Origin of the sequence: Bradyrhizobium sp. IC3195, assembly GCF_020193585.1 — a bacterium.
In the GTDB taxonomy this organism is placed as follows: Bacteria; Pseudomonadota; Alphaproteobacteria; order Rhizobiales; family Xanthobacteraceae; genus Bradyrhizobium; species Bradyrhizobium yuanmingense.
The window spans coordinates 450,243-469,897 of the sequence record NZ_JADYVG010000003.1; the positions used below are offsets into that span (position 1 = coordinate 450,243).

At 65.1% G+C, this 19,655-nt stretch carries 19 protein-coding genes and 1 other RNA gene; 12 read left to right on the forward strand and 8 right to left on the reverse strand.

Features of this window, described 5'->3' with window-relative positions:
* Positions 1 to 48: 48 nt before the first annotated feature.
* The 4 genes from fba to tkt form a co-directional block, all read right to left on the reverse strand.
* The gene (gene fba, locus I6F09_RS09435; protein WP_035998315.1) at positions 49 to 1,116 is read right to left on the reverse strand and encodes a class II fructose-bisphosphate aldolase; all 1,068 of its coding nucleotides are present in this window, start codon (positions 1,114 to 1,116) and stop codon (positions 49 to 51) included.
* Between the two features lie 39 nt (positions 1,117 to 1,155).
* Entirely contained in the window at positions 1,156 to 2,352 is a 1,197-nt protein-coding gene (locus tag I6F09_RS09440) for a phosphoglycerate kinase (protein ID WP_109142460.1), read from the reverse strand.
* A gap of 182 nt (positions 2,353 to 2,534) precedes the next feature.
* Positions 2,535 to 3,542 (reverse strand): type I glyceraldehyde-3-phosphate dehydrogenase, encoded by a 1,008-nt coding sequence (gene gap / locus I6F09_RS09445; RefSeq protein ID WP_035998321.1) that lies wholly within the window; start codon positions 3,540 to 3,542, stop codon positions 2,535 to 2,537.
* A gap of 148 nt (positions 3,543 to 3,690) precedes the next feature.
* Positions 3,691 to 5,676, reverse strand: a complete 1,986-nt coding sequence (gene tkt / locus I6F09_RS09450; protein ID WP_225153012.1) for a transketolase — start codon at positions 5,674 to 5,676, stop codon at positions 3,691 to 3,693.
* A 398-nt stretch (positions 5,677 to 6,074) separates the two neighbouring features.
* Here tkt and I6F09_RS09455 point away from each other — a divergent pair, with 398 nt between their 5' ends.
* The 5 genes from I6F09_RS09455 to I6F09_RS09475 all read left to right on the forward strand — a co-directional run bounded on the left by I6F09_RS09455 (position 6,075) and on the right by I6F09_RS09475 (position 8,758).
* Positions 6,075 to 6,365 (forward strand): DUF4164 domain-containing protein, encoded by a 291-nt coding sequence (locus tag I6F09_RS09455; RefSeq protein WP_011084341.1) that lies wholly within the window; start codon positions 6,075 to 6,077, stop codon positions 6,363 to 6,365.
* On the forward strand, positions 6,362 to 6,745 hold the full coding sequence (locus I6F09_RS09460) for a cell division protein ZapA (RefSeq protein WP_035998340.1): 384 nt from the start codon (positions 6,362 to 6,364) through the stop codon (positions 6,743 to 6,745). The genes I6F09_RS09455 and I6F09_RS09460 overlap by 4 nt, the downstream gene beginning before the upstream one ends.
* Before the next feature lie 283 nt (positions 6,746 to 7,028).
* Positions 7,029 to 7,189, forward strand: a non-coding RNA gene (gene ssrS / locus I6F09_RS09465) — 6S RNA.
* A gap of 170 nt (positions 7,190 to 7,359) precedes the next feature.
* Complete coding sequence (locus tag I6F09_RS09470; protein ID WP_225187928.1) at positions 7,360 to 7,956, forward strand: 5-formyltetrahydrofolate cyclo-ligase; 597 nt, start codon at positions 7,360 to 7,362, stop codon at positions 7,954 to 7,956.
* Positions 7,934 to 8,758, forward strand: a complete 825-nt coding sequence (locus I6F09_RS09475) for a TIGR00282 family metallophosphoesterase (protein ID WP_035998346.1) — start codon at positions 7,934 to 7,936, stop codon at positions 8,756 to 8,758. Before I6F09_RS09470 ends, I6F09_RS09475 begins: the two co-directional genes overlap by 23 nt.
* A 164-nt stretch (positions 8,759 to 8,922) precedes the next feature.
* Here I6F09_RS09475 and I6F09_RS09480 read toward each other — a convergent pair whose 3' ends face one another.
* From I6F09_RS09480 to I6F09_RS09495, 4 genes are all read right to left on the reverse strand, one after another.
* Positions 8,923 to 9,510 (reverse strand): N-acetyltransferase, encoded by a 588-nt coding sequence (locus tag I6F09_RS09480; protein ID WP_085971997.1) that lies wholly within the window; start codon positions 9,508 to 9,510, stop codon positions 8,923 to 8,925.
* A gap of 104 nt (positions 9,511 to 9,614) precedes the next feature.
* Positions 9,615 to 10,751, reverse strand: coding sequence for a DSD1 family PLP-dependent enzyme (locus tag I6F09_RS09485; protein ID WP_225187929.1), 1,137 nt, complete (start codon positions 10,749 to 10,751; stop codon positions 9,615 to 9,617).
* A gap of 280 nt (positions 10,752 to 11,031) precedes the next feature.
* Positions 11,032 to 12,456 carry a methyl-accepting chemotaxis protein gene (locus I6F09_RS09490; RefSeq protein ID WP_225187930.1) on the reverse strand — a complete coding sequence of 475 codons (1,425 nt, stop codon included), beginning with the start codon at positions 12,454 to 12,456 and terminating at the stop codon, positions 11,032 to 11,034.
* Positions 12,457 to 12,596: 140 nt separating this feature from the next.
* On the reverse strand, positions 12,597 to 14,345 hold the full coding sequence (locus I6F09_RS09495) for a methyl-accepting chemotaxis protein (RefSeq protein ID WP_225187931.1): 1,749 nt from the start codon (positions 14,343 to 14,345) through the stop codon (positions 12,597 to 12,599).
* A gap of 216 nt (positions 14,346 to 14,561) precedes the next feature.
* Here I6F09_RS09495 and I6F09_RS09500 point away from each other — a divergent pair, with 216 nt between their 5' ends.
* The 7 genes from I6F09_RS09500 to ybgC all read left to right on the forward strand — a co-directional run bounded on the left by I6F09_RS09500 (position 14,562) and on the right by ybgC (position 19,606).
* Entirely contained in the window at positions 14,562 to 15,308 is a 747-nt protein-coding gene (locus tag I6F09_RS09500) for a YebC/PmpR family DNA-binding transcriptional regulator (protein ID WP_035998371.1), read from the forward strand.
* A gap of 79 nt (positions 15,309 to 15,387) precedes the next feature.
* Positions 15,388 to 15,915: a crossover junction endodeoxyribonuclease RuvC gene (ruvC, locus tag I6F09_RS09505; protein ID WP_225187932.1), complete on the forward strand. Its 528-nt coding sequence runs from the start codon at positions 15,388 to 15,390 to the stop codon at positions 15,913 to 15,915.
* Positions 15,912 to 16,529, forward strand: coding sequence for a Holliday junction branch migration protein RuvA (gene ruvA / locus I6F09_RS09510; protein ID WP_035998377.1), 618 nt, complete (start codon positions 15,912 to 15,914; stop codon positions 16,527 to 16,529). Before ruvC ends, ruvA begins: the two co-directional genes overlap by 4 nt.
* On the forward strand, positions 16,526 to 16,990 hold the full coding sequence (locus I6F09_RS09515) for a hypothetical protein (RefSeq protein ID WP_225187933.1): 465 nt from the start codon (positions 16,526 to 16,528) through the stop codon (positions 16,988 to 16,990). Before ruvA ends, I6F09_RS09515 begins: the two co-directional genes overlap by 4 nt.
* Positions 16,987 to 18,039, forward strand: coding sequence for a Holliday junction branch migration DNA helicase RuvB (gene ruvB, locus I6F09_RS09520; protein WP_035998383.1), 1,053 nt, complete (start codon positions 16,987 to 16,989; stop codon positions 18,037 to 18,039). Before I6F09_RS09515 ends, ruvB begins: the two co-directional genes overlap by 4 nt.
* A 128-nt stretch (positions 18,040 to 18,167) precedes the next feature.
* Complete coding sequence (locus I6F09_RS09525; protein WP_225146416.1) at positions 18,168 to 19,088, forward strand: metallophosphoesterase; 921 nt, start codon at positions 18,168 to 18,170, stop codon at positions 19,086 to 19,088.
* A gap of 68 nt (positions 19,089 to 19,156) precedes the next feature.
* The gene (gene ybgC / locus I6F09_RS09530; protein WP_197960645.1) at positions 19,157 to 19,606 is read left to right on the forward strand and encodes a tol-pal system-associated acyl-CoA thioesterase; all 450 of its coding nucleotides are present in this window, start codon (positions 19,157 to 19,159) and stop codon (positions 19,604 to 19,606) included.
* Positions 19,607 to 19,655 lie beyond the last annotated feature (49 nt).

Here is a 19,655-nt window from a genome sequence, read left to right on the forward strand (position 1 = left end):
GCCCACGCTTCGCGTGTCCCGGAATGACGGGAGGATGTGACGGAGGCCTTACGCGACCCGGGGATCGAGCTCGCCCTTGGCGTAGCGCTTGGCCATCTCGGCGGTGGTCAGCACCTTCTTGATCTTGGAGGCCTGGCCTGCGGTGTTGAACTCCTGCAGGCGCTGCTTGCACAGCTTGGTCATGGCTTCCATCGCCGGCTTCAGGTACTTGCGCGGATCGAACTCTTCCGGGTTGTCCTTCAGAACTTTCCGGATCTGGCCGGTCATCGCCATGCGGTTGTCGGTGTCGATGTTGATCTTGCGCACGCCGTTCTTGATGCCGCGCTGGATCTCGGCCACCGGCACGCCCCAGGTCGGCTTCATCTTGCCGCCATAGGCGTTGATGATGTCCTGCAGATCCTGCGGCACCGAGGAGGAGCCGTGCATGACGAGATGCGTGTTCGGCAGCTTGCGGTGGATCTCCTCGATCACGTTCATGGCGAGGATGTCGCCGTCGGGCTTGCGGGTAAACTTGTAAGCGCCATGCGACGTCCCCATCGCGATCGCGAGCGCGTCGACCTTGGTCTCCTGCACGAACTTGACGGCCTCGTCCGGATTGGTCAGCAGCTGGTCGTGGCTGAGCTTGCCTTCGGCGCCGTGGCCGTCTTCCTTGTCGCCCATGCCTGTCTCGAGCGAGCCGAGCACCCCGAGCTCGCCCTCGACGGAGATGCCGCCGAGATGGGCCATGTCGGTGACGGTCTTGGTGACGCCGACATTGTATCCCCAGTCGCCGGGGGTCTTGCCGTCGGCCTTGAGGGAGCCGTCCATCATCACCGAGGTGAACCCGGCCTGGATCGCGGTCATGCAGGTCGCCGGCTCGTTGCCGTGGTCGAGATGCACGCAGACCGGAATGTGCGGATAGATCTCGGTCACCGCGTCCATCATGTGCTTGAGCATGACGTCGTTGGCGTAGGAGCGCGCGCCGCGCGAGGCCTGGATGATGACGGGCGCATCGACCTGGTTGGCCGCGTCCATGATGGCCAGCGCCTGCTCCATGTTGTTGATGTTGAAGGCCGGTACGCCGTAATCGTTCTCCGCCGCGTGGTCGAGCAATTGACGTAACGTGATCCGAGCCATCTGTCTTTGTCTCCCGTTGGGGCCTCAAAGGCCGCTTGATTACTTGCTACGCAGAACTTCAACGCCGGGCAGGGGCTTGCCTTCCATCCATTCAAGGAACGCGCCACCCGCGGTCGACACATAGGTGAAGTCACCGGCCACATGGGCCTGGTTGAGCGCCGCGACGGTGTCGCCGCCGCCCGCGATCGAGATCAGCTTCTTGGCCTTGGTGCGCTCGGCGGCGTGCTTGGCGGCCGCGACCGTGCCGCGGTCGAACGGCTGCATCTCGAATGCGCCCAGGGGGCCGTTCCAGACCAGCGTCGCCGCATCGTCGATCGCGGCATGGACGCGCGCGATCGATTGCGGGCCGACGTCGAGGATCATGCCGTCGGCCGGGATCGCATCGAGTCCATAGGCATGCGACGGCGCGTTGGCGGCGAAGTGATAGGCGACGGTGGCGTCGACCGGGAGGATGATGGCGCAATTGGCGGCTTCCGCCTTCTCCATGATGCGCAGCGCGGTGGGGCTAAGATCCTTCTCGGCCAGCGACTTGCCGACCGCAACGCCCTGCGCGTGCAGGAAGGTGTTGGCCATGCCGCCGCCGATCACGAGCGCGTCGACCTTGGTGACGAGGTTTTCCAGCAGGTCGATCTTGGTCGAGACCTTGGCGCCGCCGATGATGGCGATCACGGGCTTGCTCGGCGAGCCCAGCGCCTTCTCCAGCGCGTCCAGCTCGGCCTGCATGGTGCGGCCGGCATAGGCCGGCAGCTTGTGGCCGAGACCTTCGGTCGAGGCGTGGGCGCGGTGCGCGGCCGAGAACGCGTCATTGACCCAGATGTCGCCGAGCTTCGCGAGTTCCGCGACGAAGGCGGGATCGTTCTTTTCTTCCTCTTTGTGGAAGCGGGTGTTTTCCAGGCACAGGATGTCGCCATCCTTCAGGCCGGCGACCGCCTTGGCCGCGGGCTCGCCGATGCAATCCTCGGCAAACGCGACGGGCTTCTTCACCACCTTCGCCAGCGCCTCCGCGACGGGCTTGAGCGAGTCCTTGGCGTCGCGTCCCTTCGGCCGGCCGAAATGCGCGAGCAGGATGACCTTGCCGCCCTTGTCGGCGAGCTCAGTGATGGTCGGCGCCACGCGCTCGAGCCGGGTGGCGTCGGTGACGCGCCCGCTCTCCATGGGCACGTTGAGGTCGACGCGCAGCAGCACGCGCTTGCCCTTCACGTCGACGTCGTCGAGGGTGCGGAATTTAGCGGGCATCGTTCATCATCCGTGCGTCGGAGTGTCGGAATCGGGGGGAGGCGAATGGCCGTGGTCGCCGCTCCCTCCACCGTCTTTCGGAGACTTCACTGCGAGGCCCCGGCGAAATCCGTACGCGATCAACGCGATCAACAGTATGACGCCAGGGATGCCAATCCAGTGAGGAAGCACCTTGGCTTCCCTCAGATCACCTTCGCCATCGCGGCGGCGGTGTCCGCCATGCGGTTCGAAAAGCCCCACTCGTTGTCGTACCAGGACATCACGCGCACCAGCGTGCCGTTCTGCACCTTGGTCTGGTCCTCGTGGAAGGTCGAGGAGTGCGGGTCGTGGTTGAAGTCGATCGAGACGTTCGGCGCATTGGTGTAGCCGAGGATGCCCTTGAGCTGCTGCTCGCTGGCGCGCTTCATCGCCGCGTTGATCTCCTTGGCGTCGGTGGCTCGCTTGGCGACGATCTTGAGGTCGACGACCGAGACGTTCGGGGTCGGCACGCGGATCGCGACGCCGTCGAGCTTGCCCTTCAGCTCGGGCAGCACGAGGCCGATCGCCTTCGCAGCACCCGTCGAGGTCGGGATCATCGACATCGCCGCCGCGCGGCCGCGGTAGAGATCCTTGTGCATCGTGTCGAGCGTCGGCTGGTCGCCGGTATAGGCGTGGATCGTGGTCATGAAGCCGGTCTCGATGCCGACGAGATCGTTCAGCACCTTGGCAACCGGCGCAAGGCAGTTGGTGGTGCAGCTGCCGTTGGAGACGACGAGGTGATCCTTGGTCAGCGTGTCGTGGTTGACGCCGTAGACGATGGTGGCGTCGGCGCCGTCGGCGGGCGCGGAGACCAGCACGCGCTTGGCGCCGGCGGTCAGATGCGCGCTAGCCTTGTCCTTCGAGGTGAAGATGCCGGTGCATTCCATAGCAATGTCGACGCCGAGATCCTTCCAGGGCAGCTTCGAGGGATCGCGCTCGGCGGTCACCTTGATCTTGCCGTTGCCGAGGCTGATGGAGTCGCCGTCGACGGTGACGGTGCCGGGAAAGCGGCCATGGACGCTGTCGAAGCGGAGGAGATGAGCGTTGGTCTCGACCGGGCCGAGGTCGTTGATGCCGACGACCTCGATGTCCTTGCGGCCGGACTCGGCGATAGCCCGCAGGATGTTGCGGCCGATGCGGCCAAAACCGTTAATTCCGACGCGGACTGCCATGTTTCGTCTCCTTCAATGACCGTTGTCATCCCGCACAACGCGCTATACGCGCCTGCGAGGGTTTTTTAGGGGCGGACGCCCGGTTCGGCCGGGCGGTGCTTGATCATATGGGAGATTAGGTAGTCCTTTTTTGCGGCAAGCTCAACTCTCAGGAAACGCGCTTCAGCACAGCGTTAACCGCGGCCTCGGCGGTAATGCCGAAATGCTTGTAAAGCTCCTTGGCAGGGCCGCTTTCGCCGAACGAATGCATGCCGATGAATTCGCCATCCTGGCCAATCACGGCGTCCCAGCCCCAGCGCACGGCGGCCTCGATCGCGATCTTCACCGGCGCGTTGCCGATGATGGCGGCGCGCTTGGCCTCTGGTTGCGCTAACAACAGCTCCAGCGAGGGAACGGAGACAACGCGCGAAGCGACGCCGCGTTCCGCCAATTGTTTCTGGGCCGCGACCGCGATCTCGACCTCCGAGCCCGAGGCGAACAGCGTCGCCTTGGCTTCGCCCTGGGCGGCGACCAACTCGTAGGCACCAGCCGCGCAGGGATTGTCGTTCGGTGCGGTGGTCCGCAGCTGCGGCAGGTTCTGCCGCGTCAGTGCCAGCACGGTCGGGCCATCGACGCGGTTGAGCGCGAGCTCCCAGCACTCAGCGACCTCGATGGCATCGCAGGGACGGAACACGCGCATGTTGGGAATGGCTCTGAGCGCTGCGAGATGCTCGACCGGCTGATGGGTCGGGCCGTCTTCGCCGAGGCCAATCGAGTCATGAGTCATGACGTAGACGACGCCGGCGCCCATCAGCGCGGCAAGGCGCATCGCCGGACGCGCATAATCGGTGAAGACGAGGAAGGTCGCGCCGTTCGGCGCGAAACCGCCGTGCAGGAAAATGCCGTTCATCGCGGCCGCCATGCCGTGCTCGCGGATGCCGTAATGGATGAAGCGGCCCTTCGGCGTCTTGGCCGAGAAGGCGGTCGCCGACTTCGCCTTGTTGTTGTTGGAGCCGGTGAGGTCGGCCGAGCCTGCCAGGAATTCCATCGGCATGGCGCCGGCGATGACTTCGATCACCGCTTCCGACGACTTGCGGGTGGCCGCGGTCATCGGCTTTTCCAGCAGCTCCTTCTTGTAGGCGCGAACCGCCTTGGCGAGCGAAGCGGGACGCTCGTGACGCAGGCGGCGCTCGAACTCGGCGCGCTTGCGGCTGCCGAGCTCACCGAGCCGCGCTTCCCATTCCTGGCGTGCCGCGGCGCCTCGGCTGCCGGCCGCGCGCCATGCCTTCAGCACGTCGTCGGCGACCGCGAACGGCTCGAGCGAAATGCCGAGATTTTCCTTGGCAGCCTTGAGCTCGTCGGCGCCGAGTGCTTCGCCGTGCACCTTCGAGGTGCCTTGCTTGTGCGGCGCGCCGAAGCCGATCGTGGTGCGGCAGGCGATCAGCGTCGGCTTGCTGGATTTCTTCGCGCGCGTGATCGCATCGGCGATCGCGGCCTGGTCGTGGCCATCGATCTTCTCGGCCGCCCAGCCCGCCGACTTGAAGCGCTTCACCTGGTCGACGGAATCGGAGATCGAGGTCGGGCCGTCGATCGAGATGCCGTTGTCGTCGTAGAGCACGATCAGCTTGTTGAGCTTCCAGTGGCCGGCCATCGCGATCGCTTCCTGCGACACGCCTTCCATCAGGTCGCCGTCGGAGGCGAGCACATAGGTGTGGTGGTCGACGATCTTCTTGCCGAATTCGGCGGCGAGCATCTTTTCGGCCAGCGCCATGCCGACCGCAGTCGAGATGCCCTGGCCGAGCGGGCCGGTGGTGGTCTCGATGCCATTGGTGCGGAAGTTCTCGGGGTGGCCGGGGGTCAGCGAGTCGACCTGGCGGAACTGCTTGATCTGGTCCAGCGTCATCTCGGCATTGCCGGTCAAATACAGCAGCGAATAGAGCAGCATCGAGCCGTGGCCGGCCGAGAGCACGAAGCGGTCGCGGTCCGGCCAGGCGGGCGCAGTGGCATCGAATTTCAGGAACTGCGTGAACAGCACGGTGGCGATGTCGGCGGCGCCCATCGGCAGGCCGGGATGGCCCGATTTCGCCTTCTCGACAGCGTCCATCGAAAGGCCGCGGATCGCGTTGGCCATACGGGTGTGATCGACCTGCGTCATGTCTGAAATCCGTCTGAAATGAAGCGCTTGGCGATGGTTGCCCGCGCGGGGAGAAGCCTGGCGGCCACTGAAGGTTGGCGCTGGGATAGCACCTCGGTTCCGGGAGTCCAAGGCAATCGAACGCCGGTTTGGCCGCAAAAGTTGCCTGTGTGGACATCGGTTTTCCGCCGGGATCGCGCCGGGCGGAAGCGACGCAGCGACACGTCGTCCCGATTGAACAGTGCATAGTTTTGCGGCGGCGTTGCGCTTGGCTAGCTTGCTTTGTAAATTTCTGCTTCTAACCGCTTGCCGAACCGAGTCTTTTGCCGGACGGCAAGCTCCAGGGAAAGGCCACTGGGCAAAGGCCGCCAGGTTCCGCCGCTGACTGCATGAACGATCGCGTATCCAACAGTTCCGCCATGACGGAGTCGTCCGCCGTCGAGATCGAGATTGCGACCCGCAGACTCATGGCGGCGCTCGATGCGCTCGAAAGTGCGGTGGAGCGGCGTCGCGATGCCGATCGCGACGAGAACGAGCTTGCGGCGCGCATCCAGGCGCTCGGCGCGGATCGCTCGCGTCTTGCCGACGAGCTCGACGGCGCGCTGGTGAAGGCACGCAAGCTCGAGCGCACCAATCGCGAGATTTCTGACCGGCTGGATTCCGCGATCGTGACGATACGCTCGGTGCTCGATACCGGAGAGGACGGATGAGCCACATCAACGTCACCATCAACGGCCGGCAATATCGCATGGCCTGCGAGGAGGGCCAGGAGGTGCGGCTGCTCAAGCTCGCCGAGACGCTGGAGACGCGCATCCAGTCGCTGCGCGGAAAGTTCGGCGAGATCGGCGATGCGCGCCTCACCGTCATGGCTGCGCTCACCGTGTGCGATGAGCTGATCGACACCACCAACCGCGTCCGCACCCTTGAGCAGGAATTGACCGAGCTCAGGGATTTCCGCAATGCCGCCGTCGAGCGCGCCAGGATGACGCAGACCGCGGTGGTCAACGCGCTGAACGCCGCCGCCGAGCGCATCGAGAAGTCGACCCAGGTCCTGAACCGGACGGTGGGGAACGGCATCGCGATCGGCTGAAGCTCGATAGGAGCCGTGCCCTTACCCTCCCCTGGAGGGCCCCCGAGGGGGAGGGTCGATCGCGCGTAGCGCGAGCGGGGTGGGGTGATCTCTCCACACGAACAGTGCCCGTGGGGAGAGATCACCCCACCCCGTCTCACATTTCGCTGCGCTCCATGTGAGCCGACCCACGGGCGAGCTTCGCTCGTCCCGGACCCCTCCAGGGGAGGGTAAGAAAGCGCGCAGCGGAAGCCGCACTCTCGTCGCACTGGCGATTCGTCAGTACAGTTGTTACATTGCCTGCGCGAGGCTGCGACGTGCGTCAGGAGCCATATATCCCCGGGGCCTTATCGATCCTTTAGGGAACTGTCCCTGGCCGGGCCCGTGGGCTCGGACATATGGTGCCCACCTACTTTCGTAGGGAACTCCGGGATCGAGTGCTTCAACGGCGTTCGCGGCTTCGCACTTTCGTTTGCTTCGTTTGTGCTTGTTGAAACGACTGCGGCCAATTCAACAGGTGTCATTCCCCGCGAAGGCGGGGAATCCAGTACGCCGCGGCCCTTGTGTGAATCACCACCGCCTCTGGAATACTGGATCAACCGCATTCGCGGGTGATGACGTGGGGACCAAAGCGCATGCCCAACTCCAAAGCCGAGCTCCGTGCCAAAGCCCTCGCCAAGCGCGATGCGCTGAGCGAGAAGAAACGCATCGCTGCCGCCGCAAAGCTCGCCAAGCGTGGGCTGCCGTTCAAGCTGCTGCCCGGCAGCATCGTCTCCGGCTATTCGCCGATCCGCAGCGAGATCGATCCGATGCCGCTGCTTGCGAGGCTCGCGGAAGAGGGCGCCAGGCTGGCGCTGCCTTGCGTTACCGCGCGCGGCCAGTCGCTGATCTTCCGTCTCTTCCATCCGAACGACCGCCTGATGCTCGGCCCGCTCGGCATTCCCGAACCTTCACCTGCTGCGGCCGAAGTCATTCCCGACATCATGCTGACGCCGCTCGCCGCCTTCGACCGCCTCGGCCATCGCATCGGCTATGGCGCCGGGCATTACGATTTCACCTTCGCGCATTTGCGCAAATCCAAGCACATCGTCGGCATCGGCCTTGCGTTTGCAGTGCAGGAGATCGAGGCGGTTCCGGCACTATCCCACGACGTGGCGCTCGATTATGTGCTAACGGAATCGGACGTGTTCGATTTCCGGAGTTCTGAAGTTGCGCATTCTCTTCGTGGGTGACGTCGTCGGCCGTAGCGGACGCGAGGCCGTCTCCGAATATCTGCCCGGCATGGTCAAGGACTGGTCGCTCGATCTCGTCGTCGTCAACGGCGAGAATTCGGCCGGTGGCTTCGGCATCACGGAAGCGATCTACCAGGAGTTTCTCGAGGCCGGCGCCGACGCGGTGACGCTCGGCAATCACTCCTGGGACCAGCGCGAGGCGCTGGTGTTCATCGAGCGCGCCGACCGCCTGGTGCGCCCCGCCAACTATCCGCGCGGCACGCCCGGCCGCGGCGCCGCCTTGGTCGAGACCAAGAACGGCAAGCACGCCCTCGTCGTCAACGCGCTCGGCCGCGTCTTCATGACCCCGTTCGACGATCCCTTCGCCGCGCTCGAGCGCGAGCTTGGCGCCTGTCCGCTCGGCGTCGCCGCCGACGCCATCGTCGTCGATTTCCATTGCGAGGCTTCAAGCGAGAAGCAGGGGATCGGCTTCTTCTGCGACGGCCGCGCCAGCCTCGTCGTCGGCACGCACACGCATGTGCCGACCGCCGACCACCAGATCCTGTCAGGCGGCACCGCCTACATGACCGACGCCGGCATGACCGGCGATTACGATTCCATCATCGGCATGCAGAAGGAAGAGCCGCTGCGGAGGTTCACATCAGGAATTCCGTCCGGCCGCTTCGAGCCGGCCGCAGGCGCCGCGACGCTCAGCGGCGTCGCCGTGGAAACGGACGATGCGACAGGGCTCGCGCTCAAGATCGCGCCGGTGCGCGTGGGTGGAAGGCTGGAGCCGACGACGCCGAAATTCTGGTTGAGCTGAAGCGCGAGCGAAATCACCCGGTGTCGTCCCCGGACGATTATATCAAACTTTGCCCTCAGCAGCGGACATCGACGGGCAAAAAGGGAACTCCGCTTTGGGCCACAAGCGGAAGTCAACAGTCATTGGCGGCTGCGAGCCCTTCTCTTCGACAGATTGGATTCCGTTCAAGAAGCTGTCCGCAACATTGGTGTCATCGTCGGCGAAGAACCATGTTGTATCTCGCCGATGATCTTGAAGCCGTGGCGTTCATAAAGGGAGATGTTTCGCGGATTCGAACTTTCGAGGTAGGCGGCGATGCCCTCCTCGTCGCATCGTCGAAGAGCGTGCTTCATCAACAATGTGCCGAGACCTTGGCCGATCCAGTTCGGATCGGAGGCAATGAGAGGCAGATACCAATGGGGCTCGTGGGGATGATGTTCGGCCATTCCCTGGAGCATGTGTCCAATATCATCGGCGATCTCCGGACGCAGGGATTGCGCCATGAGTGCGTCCATGGCCGTTTCATCGGGCTCGACGCCGGGCGGCAGCCACAGGGCGGCCGCGCGAGCCCCTTCTGTGATGTAAGCTGTGCCATGCTCGAATGCCCGTCCGCCAAATGCCTTGACGAATTGAGGCATAATCCTGAGATATTCGGATGAATCGGGCCAAACCCAACGCGCCATCGGATCGGCTGCAAAGCCAAGTACAATGGTGCTGATAGTGCTTGCCTGAATGTTGGCGCCCGCAGATTTGATTTCCGAGTCTGCGCTCATGATATCGTCTCCAAGTCGTCGATGGCGTCGGCCACATTCATTCTAAGATGCAGCACAGGATAGTGGCCGGGCGCTACGGCGTCGCGCGCAATCACGCGTCAATCTCAGGTGACCGCGCCCCGCGCCGCGACTGGCCAAAGTGCCTCCACGCGGGCATCCGGCGTGTTGAAGCCGCGCACGCCGACATACCAGTCGTAGAGATTGACGGTCGGGTCGCAATGGCCGGGGATCAGCGTCACCTTGTCGCCGATCGCCAGTCGCGACGAAGCGCTATCGAAATCGAGCAAGCCATGCTCGTCAGAGGGCCGATGATAGCGCAGATCGGGCCGGCCGAGCACGACCGGAAATCCGCTGTCGTTCGACAGAGCCTTGTGGCCGGCATCGATGACCGCGTGTTCGCCGGCGCCTGTGCTCATCACCGTCGCGATCACGAACAGCGCATGCTCGAACGGATTGGCGTTGCGCGCCCCGTCGGCGAGGTTCTTGGCGTAGTCGGCGTCCATGAAGATATAGGAGCCCGCCTGCAATTCGTTCCAGATGCCGCTCGCGCCTTCGAGCTCGAATGTGCCGGTTCCCGCACCTCCAATCGTCCGGCACTGAAAGCCCGCGTCCTTGAGGACGCGCAGTGTCTCCGCGGTCGCGTTCGCGGCACCGGCGATGGCAGCGCGCCGCTCCTCCGGCGTGCGTAAATGTTGCGCAGAGCCGTGATAGGCCTGCAAGCCGCCGAACGATAGGAAGCGTGAAGCCGCCACCTGCCGCGCCAGGGTGGCCGCCGCCGGCCCCGGCCTGACGCCGCAGCGACCGGCGCCGACGTCGATTTCGACCAGGATTTCGATTTGCGATCCTGCCCGCTCCGCGGCGTGCGACAGTTGCTCGACCATGATCGCATCGTCCACGCAAACGCTGATGCGTGCGTGGCGCGCGAGGCCTGCGAGCCGTTCCAGCTTCCGCAGGCCCACCACCTCGTTGCTGACGAGCACGTCGCTCACCCCGCCCGCAACCAGGATCTCGGCCTCGGCGACCTTCTGGCAGCACATGCCGATTGCGCCGCGCGCTATCTGCTTGGCCGCAATGATCGGTGATTTGTGGGTCTTCGCATGCGGACGCAAGCGAACGCCGAGCTTGCTCACCGCCGCCGCCATCGTGTCGAGATTGCGCTCGAAAGCGTCGAGGTCGATGATCAGCGCCGGTGTATCGATCTCGGAAAACGGCGCGCCGATTTGGGCGGGTGGACAGGCCATCGAAAAACCAGCTTGTTGTGTTCGGGTTCGCGCTCCGAATGCGCGGCGGCATTTCTACGGCAACGTCGGCCGCCGCGCCAGTGCAGGCGGCTTTTGGTGCTCGGCAGGCGGCGGTGAGAACCGCCCACAATTTCGGAATAATAGCATTCTACCCCTGTTTTGCCCGACGGGTCAACGCGCGCCACGGCCTGCCGGCGCAAGCCATTGATTCCACACGCCCCGGCTACTGTGCATGGGGTTGTTTTCGAGCTTTTGTTTCGAAGATGCCGGAGCGTCCTCGTCAGCCCTGGCGAAAGCCCATCCGGAAGGCGCCCCAGTGCTTGCCGCGGATCATGATCGGCGAGGACAGGTCCTTCATCAGCACGAACTGCCCGCCGCCCATGTCGCGGCGATAGGTTTGCAGCAGGAAGGGTTTTGTGTTGGCCGCGACCTTCTTCACCGCGCGGTCGGTGAACAGGCGGCGGTTGCGGCAATTGGCGTTGTTCCAGACCGGGTCCTTGCCCTGCGGCAGGCGGTAGTTCGGATTGTGGGTCGGAAGGTAGCCGCCCCGCGCCCAGGCGACGCAGAACACGATGCGCGGATCGGTCTTCTGGATCGGGTCCTGGATCGCGGGCAGCACGCGGTCGGTGAACTCGACGTAATTGGTGAGGTACTGCTTCGGATCGGTGCCTGATATCTCGCGGTAGGTCTCGTCCATGAGCTGGTCGAGCGTGATCTCGCCGCGGTCGATCGCAGCTTCGAACTCGGCCGAGATCCGCTTCGCGGTGTCGACGACGATGCGGATCAGCGGCGCGTCCGACGTCTCCACGCCGCTGTCGGCGATCAGCGCGATCAGGCCTTCGGAGGCGTCGAGCAGCTTTGCTACCCGCTCGTCGGCGCTTCGGAGGTCGCGCGAGGAGAGGTCGACGCCCTTGGCGAGCTCGTTGAGCTCGCTGATCACGGTGTCGCAGTGGCCGAGGTTGGAGGTCGCCGCGCGCGCGACGCCGTCGATCTCGGCTTCGACCGAGGCGAAGCCCTGCTGGACCCGCGAGATGATGCCGGAGATCGCTTGCGCGCCTTCGCCGGCGGTCTTGGCGCGCTGCGAGGCGTCGCTGCTCTCGCCGATCAGGCCTTCGATCTGGCCGTCGAGATCGCGCACGGTGTCGGAGATCTCATGCGTGGCCTGGCGCGTGGCCTCCGCGAGGTTCTTCACCTCGCTTGCGACCACCGCGAAGCCGCGGCCGGCAGTGCCGGCGCGCGCGGCCTCGATGGTGGCGTTGAGCGCGAGCAGATTGGTCTGCTTGGCGATCGCCTCGATCGAGCCGGAGACCTTCGCCACCTGCGCCAGCGCCTCGCCGACGGCGCTGAGGCGCGCCTCGATCCGCTCCACCGCGGCGACGAGCTCGGAGATGTGGCTGACCGCGGTGTCGACCGCGCCGCGAGACTGCGCGATCTCGCCGACCGCGGCCGACGTCGTGGTTTGCACCGCCTGCGAGGCGTTGGCGATGTCGTGGTTGGCAGAGACCATCCTCTCGGCCGTCTTCTGCAAATGGTGAAACCGTTCCGACTGGCTCGCGACGCGGTTGGCGACGTCCTGGACGTTGCCGGCGATGTCGGCGAGCTCGACGCCGAGACCGCCGATGCGGTCGGCGAGCTGGTCGATCAGGCGTTCGGCCAGCGTCCGGTTGGAGGCAGTGTCCAATACGGCAAGTTGTGCAGAGGACATGTACGGTCTCTCTCCAGTCGGAGCCGTTGATCGGCTCCTTGGCGGCATTCCGATTCCAGATCCGACCTTAGAGGATGATTCGCGCCCGGCGTCTTGCCCAGGAGTGCAGGTGCGTGCAGGTGCGTGCACGCGCGGGAGCGCTACAGCTTGTAGGCCGTGCGGAAGCCGCCCCAGTGCCGGCCCTGCACGCGGATCGGGACGTCGATCTCCCGCATCATCACCGTGTTCCCGTTGCCCATGTCGCGCGCATAGCTCTGGACCAGGTACGATCGCAGGTTGCGCGCGGCGGCCAGCCCCGCCGGATCGTTGAAGATGCGCCGGTTGCGGCTGTTGGCCGTGTTCCAGGCGACGTCGCCTGGCCGCTGCGGATGCGAATAGATCTTGTTGTGCACCGGCAAGAAGCCGTTGCGGTCGACCATGGCGCAGAACGCCATCCGCGACTCCCGCGCCAGAAAGGCTTCCTGGAACGGCGGCAGGGCGCGGTCGGCCCAGTCGAGATATTTGGTGCGGTATTGCTGCGGATTGGTGCCGGCGATTTCCAAATAGTCCGTGTCGAAGAGGTCGTCGAGCTTGACCTCGCCGCGCGCAACCGCCTGCTCGAATATCTGCGTCAGCGCATTGCCGGCTTCCATGGCACGGGTGACGAACTCGGTGTTCTCCTCATGGATCGACCAGAGCTTGTCCTCGATCTTCTCGTTGAGAGCGGCGGTGGCGCCGACGAATTGCGCGCGGGCGCCGGCCTTCGATTGCTCGATCACGCGTAAGCGGCAGGCGCCGATGTCCTCTAAGCTGCCTTCGATCGTCGCTTGCGGTGCGAGCCGGCTCGCGTCCGCGCCGCCGATCAGCACACCCTCCATCGCGATTTCATAGACCGGCATCACGCCGCGCGCGGTCTCGAATTTGAGGTGGCAGGGCAGCCGCTCGGTCTTGCGGCGGTCGTCGTGCTCGCTCTGGCGCAGCAGCACCGCGCAGCGCGATTTCAGCTTCTGGGCGAAGGTGGTGACGGCCTTGCCGGCGCTGGCGACGCTCTCGCCATGGGTCTCGGCCGCCTTGGTCGCCGCGTCGATCTCGGCCGCGCTCTCGCCGACCGAGATGATGAACTCCGAGGCGCTGGCGGCATTGCCGGAGACTTCGCTGGTCGTGGCATTCTGCTCGGCGACCGCGCCGTTGACGGTGTCGAACACCGGACGGATCGCCTCGATCGCCTGCGAGATGCGGTGCACGGCGTCCGCCGAACCGGCGGCGTCGCGCTGCAATGCGTCGATCTTCTTCGTGATCTCCTCGGTCGCACTCTGGGTCTGCACCGCGAGCGCCTTGACCTCGGTGGCAACGACGGCAAAGCCTTTTCCGGCTGCGCCCGCGCGCGCGGCCTCGATCGTCGAGTTGAGCGCGAGCAGCGTGGTCTGCCGCGCGATCTGCGCGATCAAATTGACGACGTTGCCGATGGCGGCGGAGGATTCGCGCAGGCGGTCGACATTGGCGCGGGCTTCCTGCGCGGCGGCGCTGGCCTCGTCGGCGAGCTTGCCGGCTTCCCGGACCTGCGCGCCAATCCCTTGCGCGGACTGGGTGAACTTGTCGGCGGCATGGGCGAAGGTGGAGGCGGTGGATTGCGCCGCGTTGGTCCGGCCGGTCAGGGCGTCGGTGCGGTCGCGAATGGCAGCGAGGGTCGCCGCGGTCGCCTCGGCGCCGCCAGCCACCGAATTGGCGGCGCGCTCAAGCTGGCGGATCATGGCGCCGAGCTCGAGTTCCAGCAATTCCAGGATTTCCCGGGCCGAATCACTTTCGGCGGTCGGGGCGGGTGCGGCAGGGGCCGCCGGCTGCGCAGCCTCCGGGGCTGCCGCGGGCGCGGCCGTGTCCGGCAGACGCTTCCGAAATAATCCGAACGCCATCGGGTCTCTCTTGTCGGGGGACGGTCGGGCGCTATTTTCGCAGTCCGGAATGAAATCAGGGTTAACGGTGCCCATCTAGGCAGGCGCCGTTACGGCGGCTACCTTTACAGTGCTACCTCAGGCGCAGCCGAGCCCTTTGATTCCGGTGGGTTGGCGGCCTATAAGGCCGCGCTTCCCGCATTTACCTTGGCGCACGCTTCCATCACGAGACCACGCATGGCCGGACATTCCCAATTCAAGAACATCATGCACCGCAAGGGGCGGCAGGATGCCCAGAAGTCGAAACTGTTCGGCAAGCTGGCGCGGGAAATCACCGTCGCCGCCAAGCTGGGCACTCCCGACCCCGCCATGAACCCCCGCCTGCGTGCCGCCGTGATCGCGGCGCGGCAGGAGAACATGCCGAAGGACAATATCGAGCGCGCCATCAAGAAGGCGCTCGGCAGCGACGGCGAAAACTATGACGAGATCCGCTACGAGGGCTACGGCCCCGGCGGGGTCGCCGTCATCGTCGAGGCGCTGACCGACAATCGCAACCGCGCCGCCTCCGACATCCGCTCCTTCTTCACCAAGTCCGGCGGCAATCTCGGCGAAACCGGCTCGGTCTCCTTCATGTTCGACCGCACCGGCATCATCGAATACGACCGCAGCGTCGCCTCCGACGATGCGGTGCTGGATGCCGCAATCGAAGCCGGCGCCGACGACGTCGTCTCTGGCGAGAACGGTCACGAGATCTACGCCTCGACAGAAAGCTATCGCGATGTCGCCAAGGCGCTGGAAGCCAAGTTCGGCGAGCCGCGCAAGGCCGCGCTGATCTGGAAGCCGCAGAACACGGTTGCGGTCGACGACGAGACCGGCGAGAAGCTCCTGAAGCTGATGGACCTGCTCAACGAGCACGACGACGTCCAGAACGTCTACGCCAATTTCGAGGTGTCGGACGCGCTTGTTGCGAAGATGGGCGGGTAGGGCTCGACGGCTCTACTTCCCCTGTTACTTCCGTTCTGTTTCTGTTTCCTCCAGGGCAGCCAGCCGCTATCACTGGCGCATGACTGCGCTCCCGATTCGTGGCCCCGTTCGCATCATCGGCATCGACCCCGGCCTGCGCCGCACTGGCTGGGGCGTGATCGAGGCCGAGGGCAATCGCCTGATCTACGTCGCCTGCGGCTCGGTGGAACCGCCGGACGATCTGCCGCTGGCGAGCCGCCTGCTCGCGATCCATGAAGGGCTCGCTTCCGTCTTGTCCGATCACCGGCCGGTGGAAGCCGCGGTCGAGCAGACCTTCGTCAACAAGGACGGCGTTGCGACGCTGAAGCTCGGCCAGGCCCGCGGCGTCGCCATGCTGGCGCCGGCAATGTTCGGCATCTCTGTCGCCGAATACGCGCCGAACCAGGTCAAGAAGACCGTGGTCGGCGCCGGCCACGCCGACAAGCAACAGATCGCGATGATGCTGAAAATTCTGCTGCCGAAGGCTGAGCCGCCGTCCGCGGACGCAGCCGACGCGCTCGCCATCGCCATCACCCACGCCCATCACCGCCAGAGCACCGCTCTCAGGCTGAAGGTGGTGGGGATATGATCGGCAAGCTCAAGGGCTTGATCGATTCCTACGGCGAGGATTTCGTCATCCTCGACGTTGGCGGCGTCGGCTATCAGGTACATTGCTCCTCGCGCACCTTGCAGCATCTGCCCTCGCCGGGTGAGGCCGCTGTGCTGTCGATCGAGACCTATGTCCGCGAGGACCAGATCAAGCTGTTCGGCTTCCGCACCGATCAGGAGCGCGAATGGTTTCGCCTGCTCCAGACCGTGCAGGGCGTCGGCGCCAAGGTCGCGCTGGCCGTGCTCGGCACGCTGTCGCCGGCCGATCTCGCCAATGCCATCGCGCTGCGCGACAAGGCCGCGGTGGCGCGAACGCCCGGTGTCGGCCCGAAGGTCGCCGAGCGGATCGTCACCGAATTGAAGGACAAGGCGCCGGCCTTTGCCAATGTCGATCCCGCCGTCGTGCATCTCGCCGGCGCCGTCGACGACCAGCGCGCGCCGCGCCCCGTCGCGGATGCGATCTCTGCGCTGGTCAATCTCGGCTACGGCCAGCCGCAGGCCGCCGCGGCGATTGCATCGGCCTCGCGCAGCGCGGGTGAGGGCGCCGAGACGGCGCAGCTGATTCGATTGGGTTTGAAGGAACTGGCCAAGTGAACAACGGCCAGCGCCTCTCCGAGTGGGGTCAAGGTGCGGCACGCCAGCATTTGCGGCGCCTCGGCCGTATGTTCGTCGTCGTCTTCTGCGGAACACTTTTTGCCGGGTATCTTGCAATGCTGGCGTTCTCGGCATCAGGTTGTTTTCTTAGTCGTGTCATTCGATGCTTTTCGGTCTCGCGCGACCTGATCGGGTTCAGCTGGTTTGCCGTGAAAGGCTTGTTCTTGCCTGCGGCCGTTGTGGCCTTGATGGTTGCAATCTTCCTGCAAATCCGAGGCTCCGTTGTCTGGTGGAACGTTCTCGTTGCAAGCTTGCTTTCGGCGCTGGTGATTGGCTCTGTTGGAAGAGCACTGAGTGAACCGGCTGAGGCATTTGTCTTGCTTGTGGTAAGTTTGATCTTCTTTGCAGGTGCTCAAGCTGCCCTTCTTATCGACAAGCGACTGTGCAGGACTTCCGCATGACCACTCCCCCCCGCATGGTCTCGCCGGAGCGCCGCAGCGACGATGTCGGCGACACCGCGCTGCGGCCGCAATCGCTGTCCGACTTCGTCGGTCAGGCGCAGGCGCGCAAGAATCTCTCGATCTTCATCGAAGCGGCGCGCAAGCGCGGCGAGGCGCTGGATCACGTGCTGTTCGTCGGTCCCCCCGGCCTCGGCAAGACCACGCTGGCGCAGATCGTGGCGAAGGAGCTCGGCGTCGGTTTCCGCGCCACCTCGGGGCCCGTGATCGCCAAGGCCGGCGATCTTGCCGCCCTCTTGACCAATCTCGAAGAGCGCGACGTGCTCTTCATCGACGAGATCCATCGCCTCAGCCCCGCGGTGGAAGAGGTGCTCTATCCCGCGATGGAGGACTTTCAGCTCGACCTCATCATCGGCGAGGGCCCGGCGGCGCGCTCGGTCAAGATCGAGCTGTCGAAATTCACACTGGTCGGCGCCACCACGCGCGCCGGCCTTCTCACCAATCCCTTGCGCGACCGCTTTGGCATTCCGGTCCGGCTCAACTTCTACACGATCGAGGAGTTGGAGAGCATCGTCAGCCGCGGCGCGCGCGTGCTCAACGTCGGCATGAGCGCCGATGGCGCCAACGAGATCGCGCGCCGCGCCCGCGGCACGCCGCGCATCGCCGGCCGCCTGCTCCGCCGCGTGCGCGATTTCGCCTCGGCGGCCGATGCCGACAAGATCGACCGTAAGATTGCCGACCATGCGCTGAGCGCGCTCGAGGTCGATGCCGCAGGGCTGGACGCGATGGATCGGCGCTATCTCTCGACCATCGCGCTCAACTATGGCGGCGGACCGGTCGGCGTCGAGACCATGGCTGCGGCCTTGTCGGAGCCGCGCGACGCCATCGAGGACATCATCGAGCCCTATCTGATCCAGTGCGGCTATCTGCAGCGCACGCCGCGCGGCCGCCTGCTGACCTCGCACGCCTTCCGCCATCTCGGTCTCGCCGAGCCCTCGCGCGATGCGGCGGCGCAGTTCGGCCTGTTCGGCACGGATGACAGCGACGAGTGATCTGCCGAACCTCGCGCTGTTCCGGCTTGATGAATTTCCGTTAACCTCGTGCAGACGATCTGCACGAACGCACCCCAATTCCGCTCCAATCGGATATCATCAAGGCGCCGCATCATCATCGGGCTTCCATGATCACGCGCCGTCATCTTATCCGTTCCATTGGCGGTCTGTCCGCCCTCGGCGTCTCGACCGCAGCCTACGGCGTCGGTGTCGAGCCGGTGCTGCGCCTTCGCGTCACGCGCTATCATCCGATGCCGCGGCAGTGGCCGGCGGATTTTCCGCTGAAGATTGCCGCCATCGCTGACATCCATGCCTGCGATCCCTGGATGTCGCTGGAGCGCATCGAGGGCATCGTCGACCGGACCAACGCGCTGAACGCCGATCTCATCGTGCTGCTCGGCGACTATGTCGCCGGCCTTCACCACGTCACGCGCTTCATTCCGTCGAGCGAATGGGCAAGGGTATTGGGGCGCCTGAAGGCGCCCCTCGGCGTTCATGCCGTTATGGGCAACCACGACTATTGGGATGACAGAACCGTGCAGCGGGCCGGGCACGGGACGACCATCGCACATCGGGCGCTGGAGACGGCCGGCATTCCCGTCTACGAGAACGATGCTGTGCGTCTTACCAAGGACGGCCGTCCGTTCTGGCTTGCCGGCCTCGGCGATCAACTGGCCTTCCTGCCGGCGCGGCGCTTCCGGAGCATGGCGCACTTCGGTGCCGACGATCTCAACGCCACGCTGGCCAAGATCACCGACGATGCGCCGGTCATTCTGCTCGCGCACGAGCCCAATGTCGCTCCGCTCGTGCCCGCGCGCGTCGCGCTGCAATTGTCCGGCCATACCCATGGCGGCCAGGTTCGCCTGCTCGGCTGGTCGCCGGCCGTCGCGCCCAAGAACGGTCTGCGGCTCGCCTATGGCCATTTCCGCCTGAAATGCGATCTCATCGTCTCCGGCGGCCTCGGTTGCAGCATCATGCCGCTCCGCTTCGGCGTGCCGCCTGAGATCGTCGAGGTGACGCTGGGAAGGTCAGGACCGGTCGTGTCCTAACACGCTTGCGCGTCCGGCTGTTTTTGCGCAAAACGTGCCGGTTACCGACCAGCGAAGAGGCTCCGGACGTGACAGCTCATCTCGACGGCGAGATCCGCGACGGCCGCCACCACATGCAGGTCCGGGTCTATTACGAGGACACGGATTTTTCCGGCATCGTCTATCATGCCAATTACCTGCGCTACATGGAGCGCGGACGCACCAATCATCTCAGGCTGATGGGTGCCGAGCAGCAGGTGCTGTTCGAGCAGACCGAGACGGACGGCGCGGGCTTCGCCTTCGTGGTGCGCTCGATGCATCTGGACTTCCTGAAGCCCGCGCGAATGGACGACGTGCTCGACGTCGTGACCTGGCCGGTCGCGGTGAAAGGGGCGTCAATCATGCTGGCGCAGGAGGTGCGGCGCGGTGATGACGTGCTGGTGAAAGCCGAGGTCCGCGTTGCCTTCATCAGCGGCGGCCGCGCCCAGCCGATCCCGAAATCGATCCGCCAACTGATGAAGGCCGATCTGGTTTCGTGATCGCTCGATAGCGGATCGCCTATCGACTCCGCCAATTGCGACGATACAT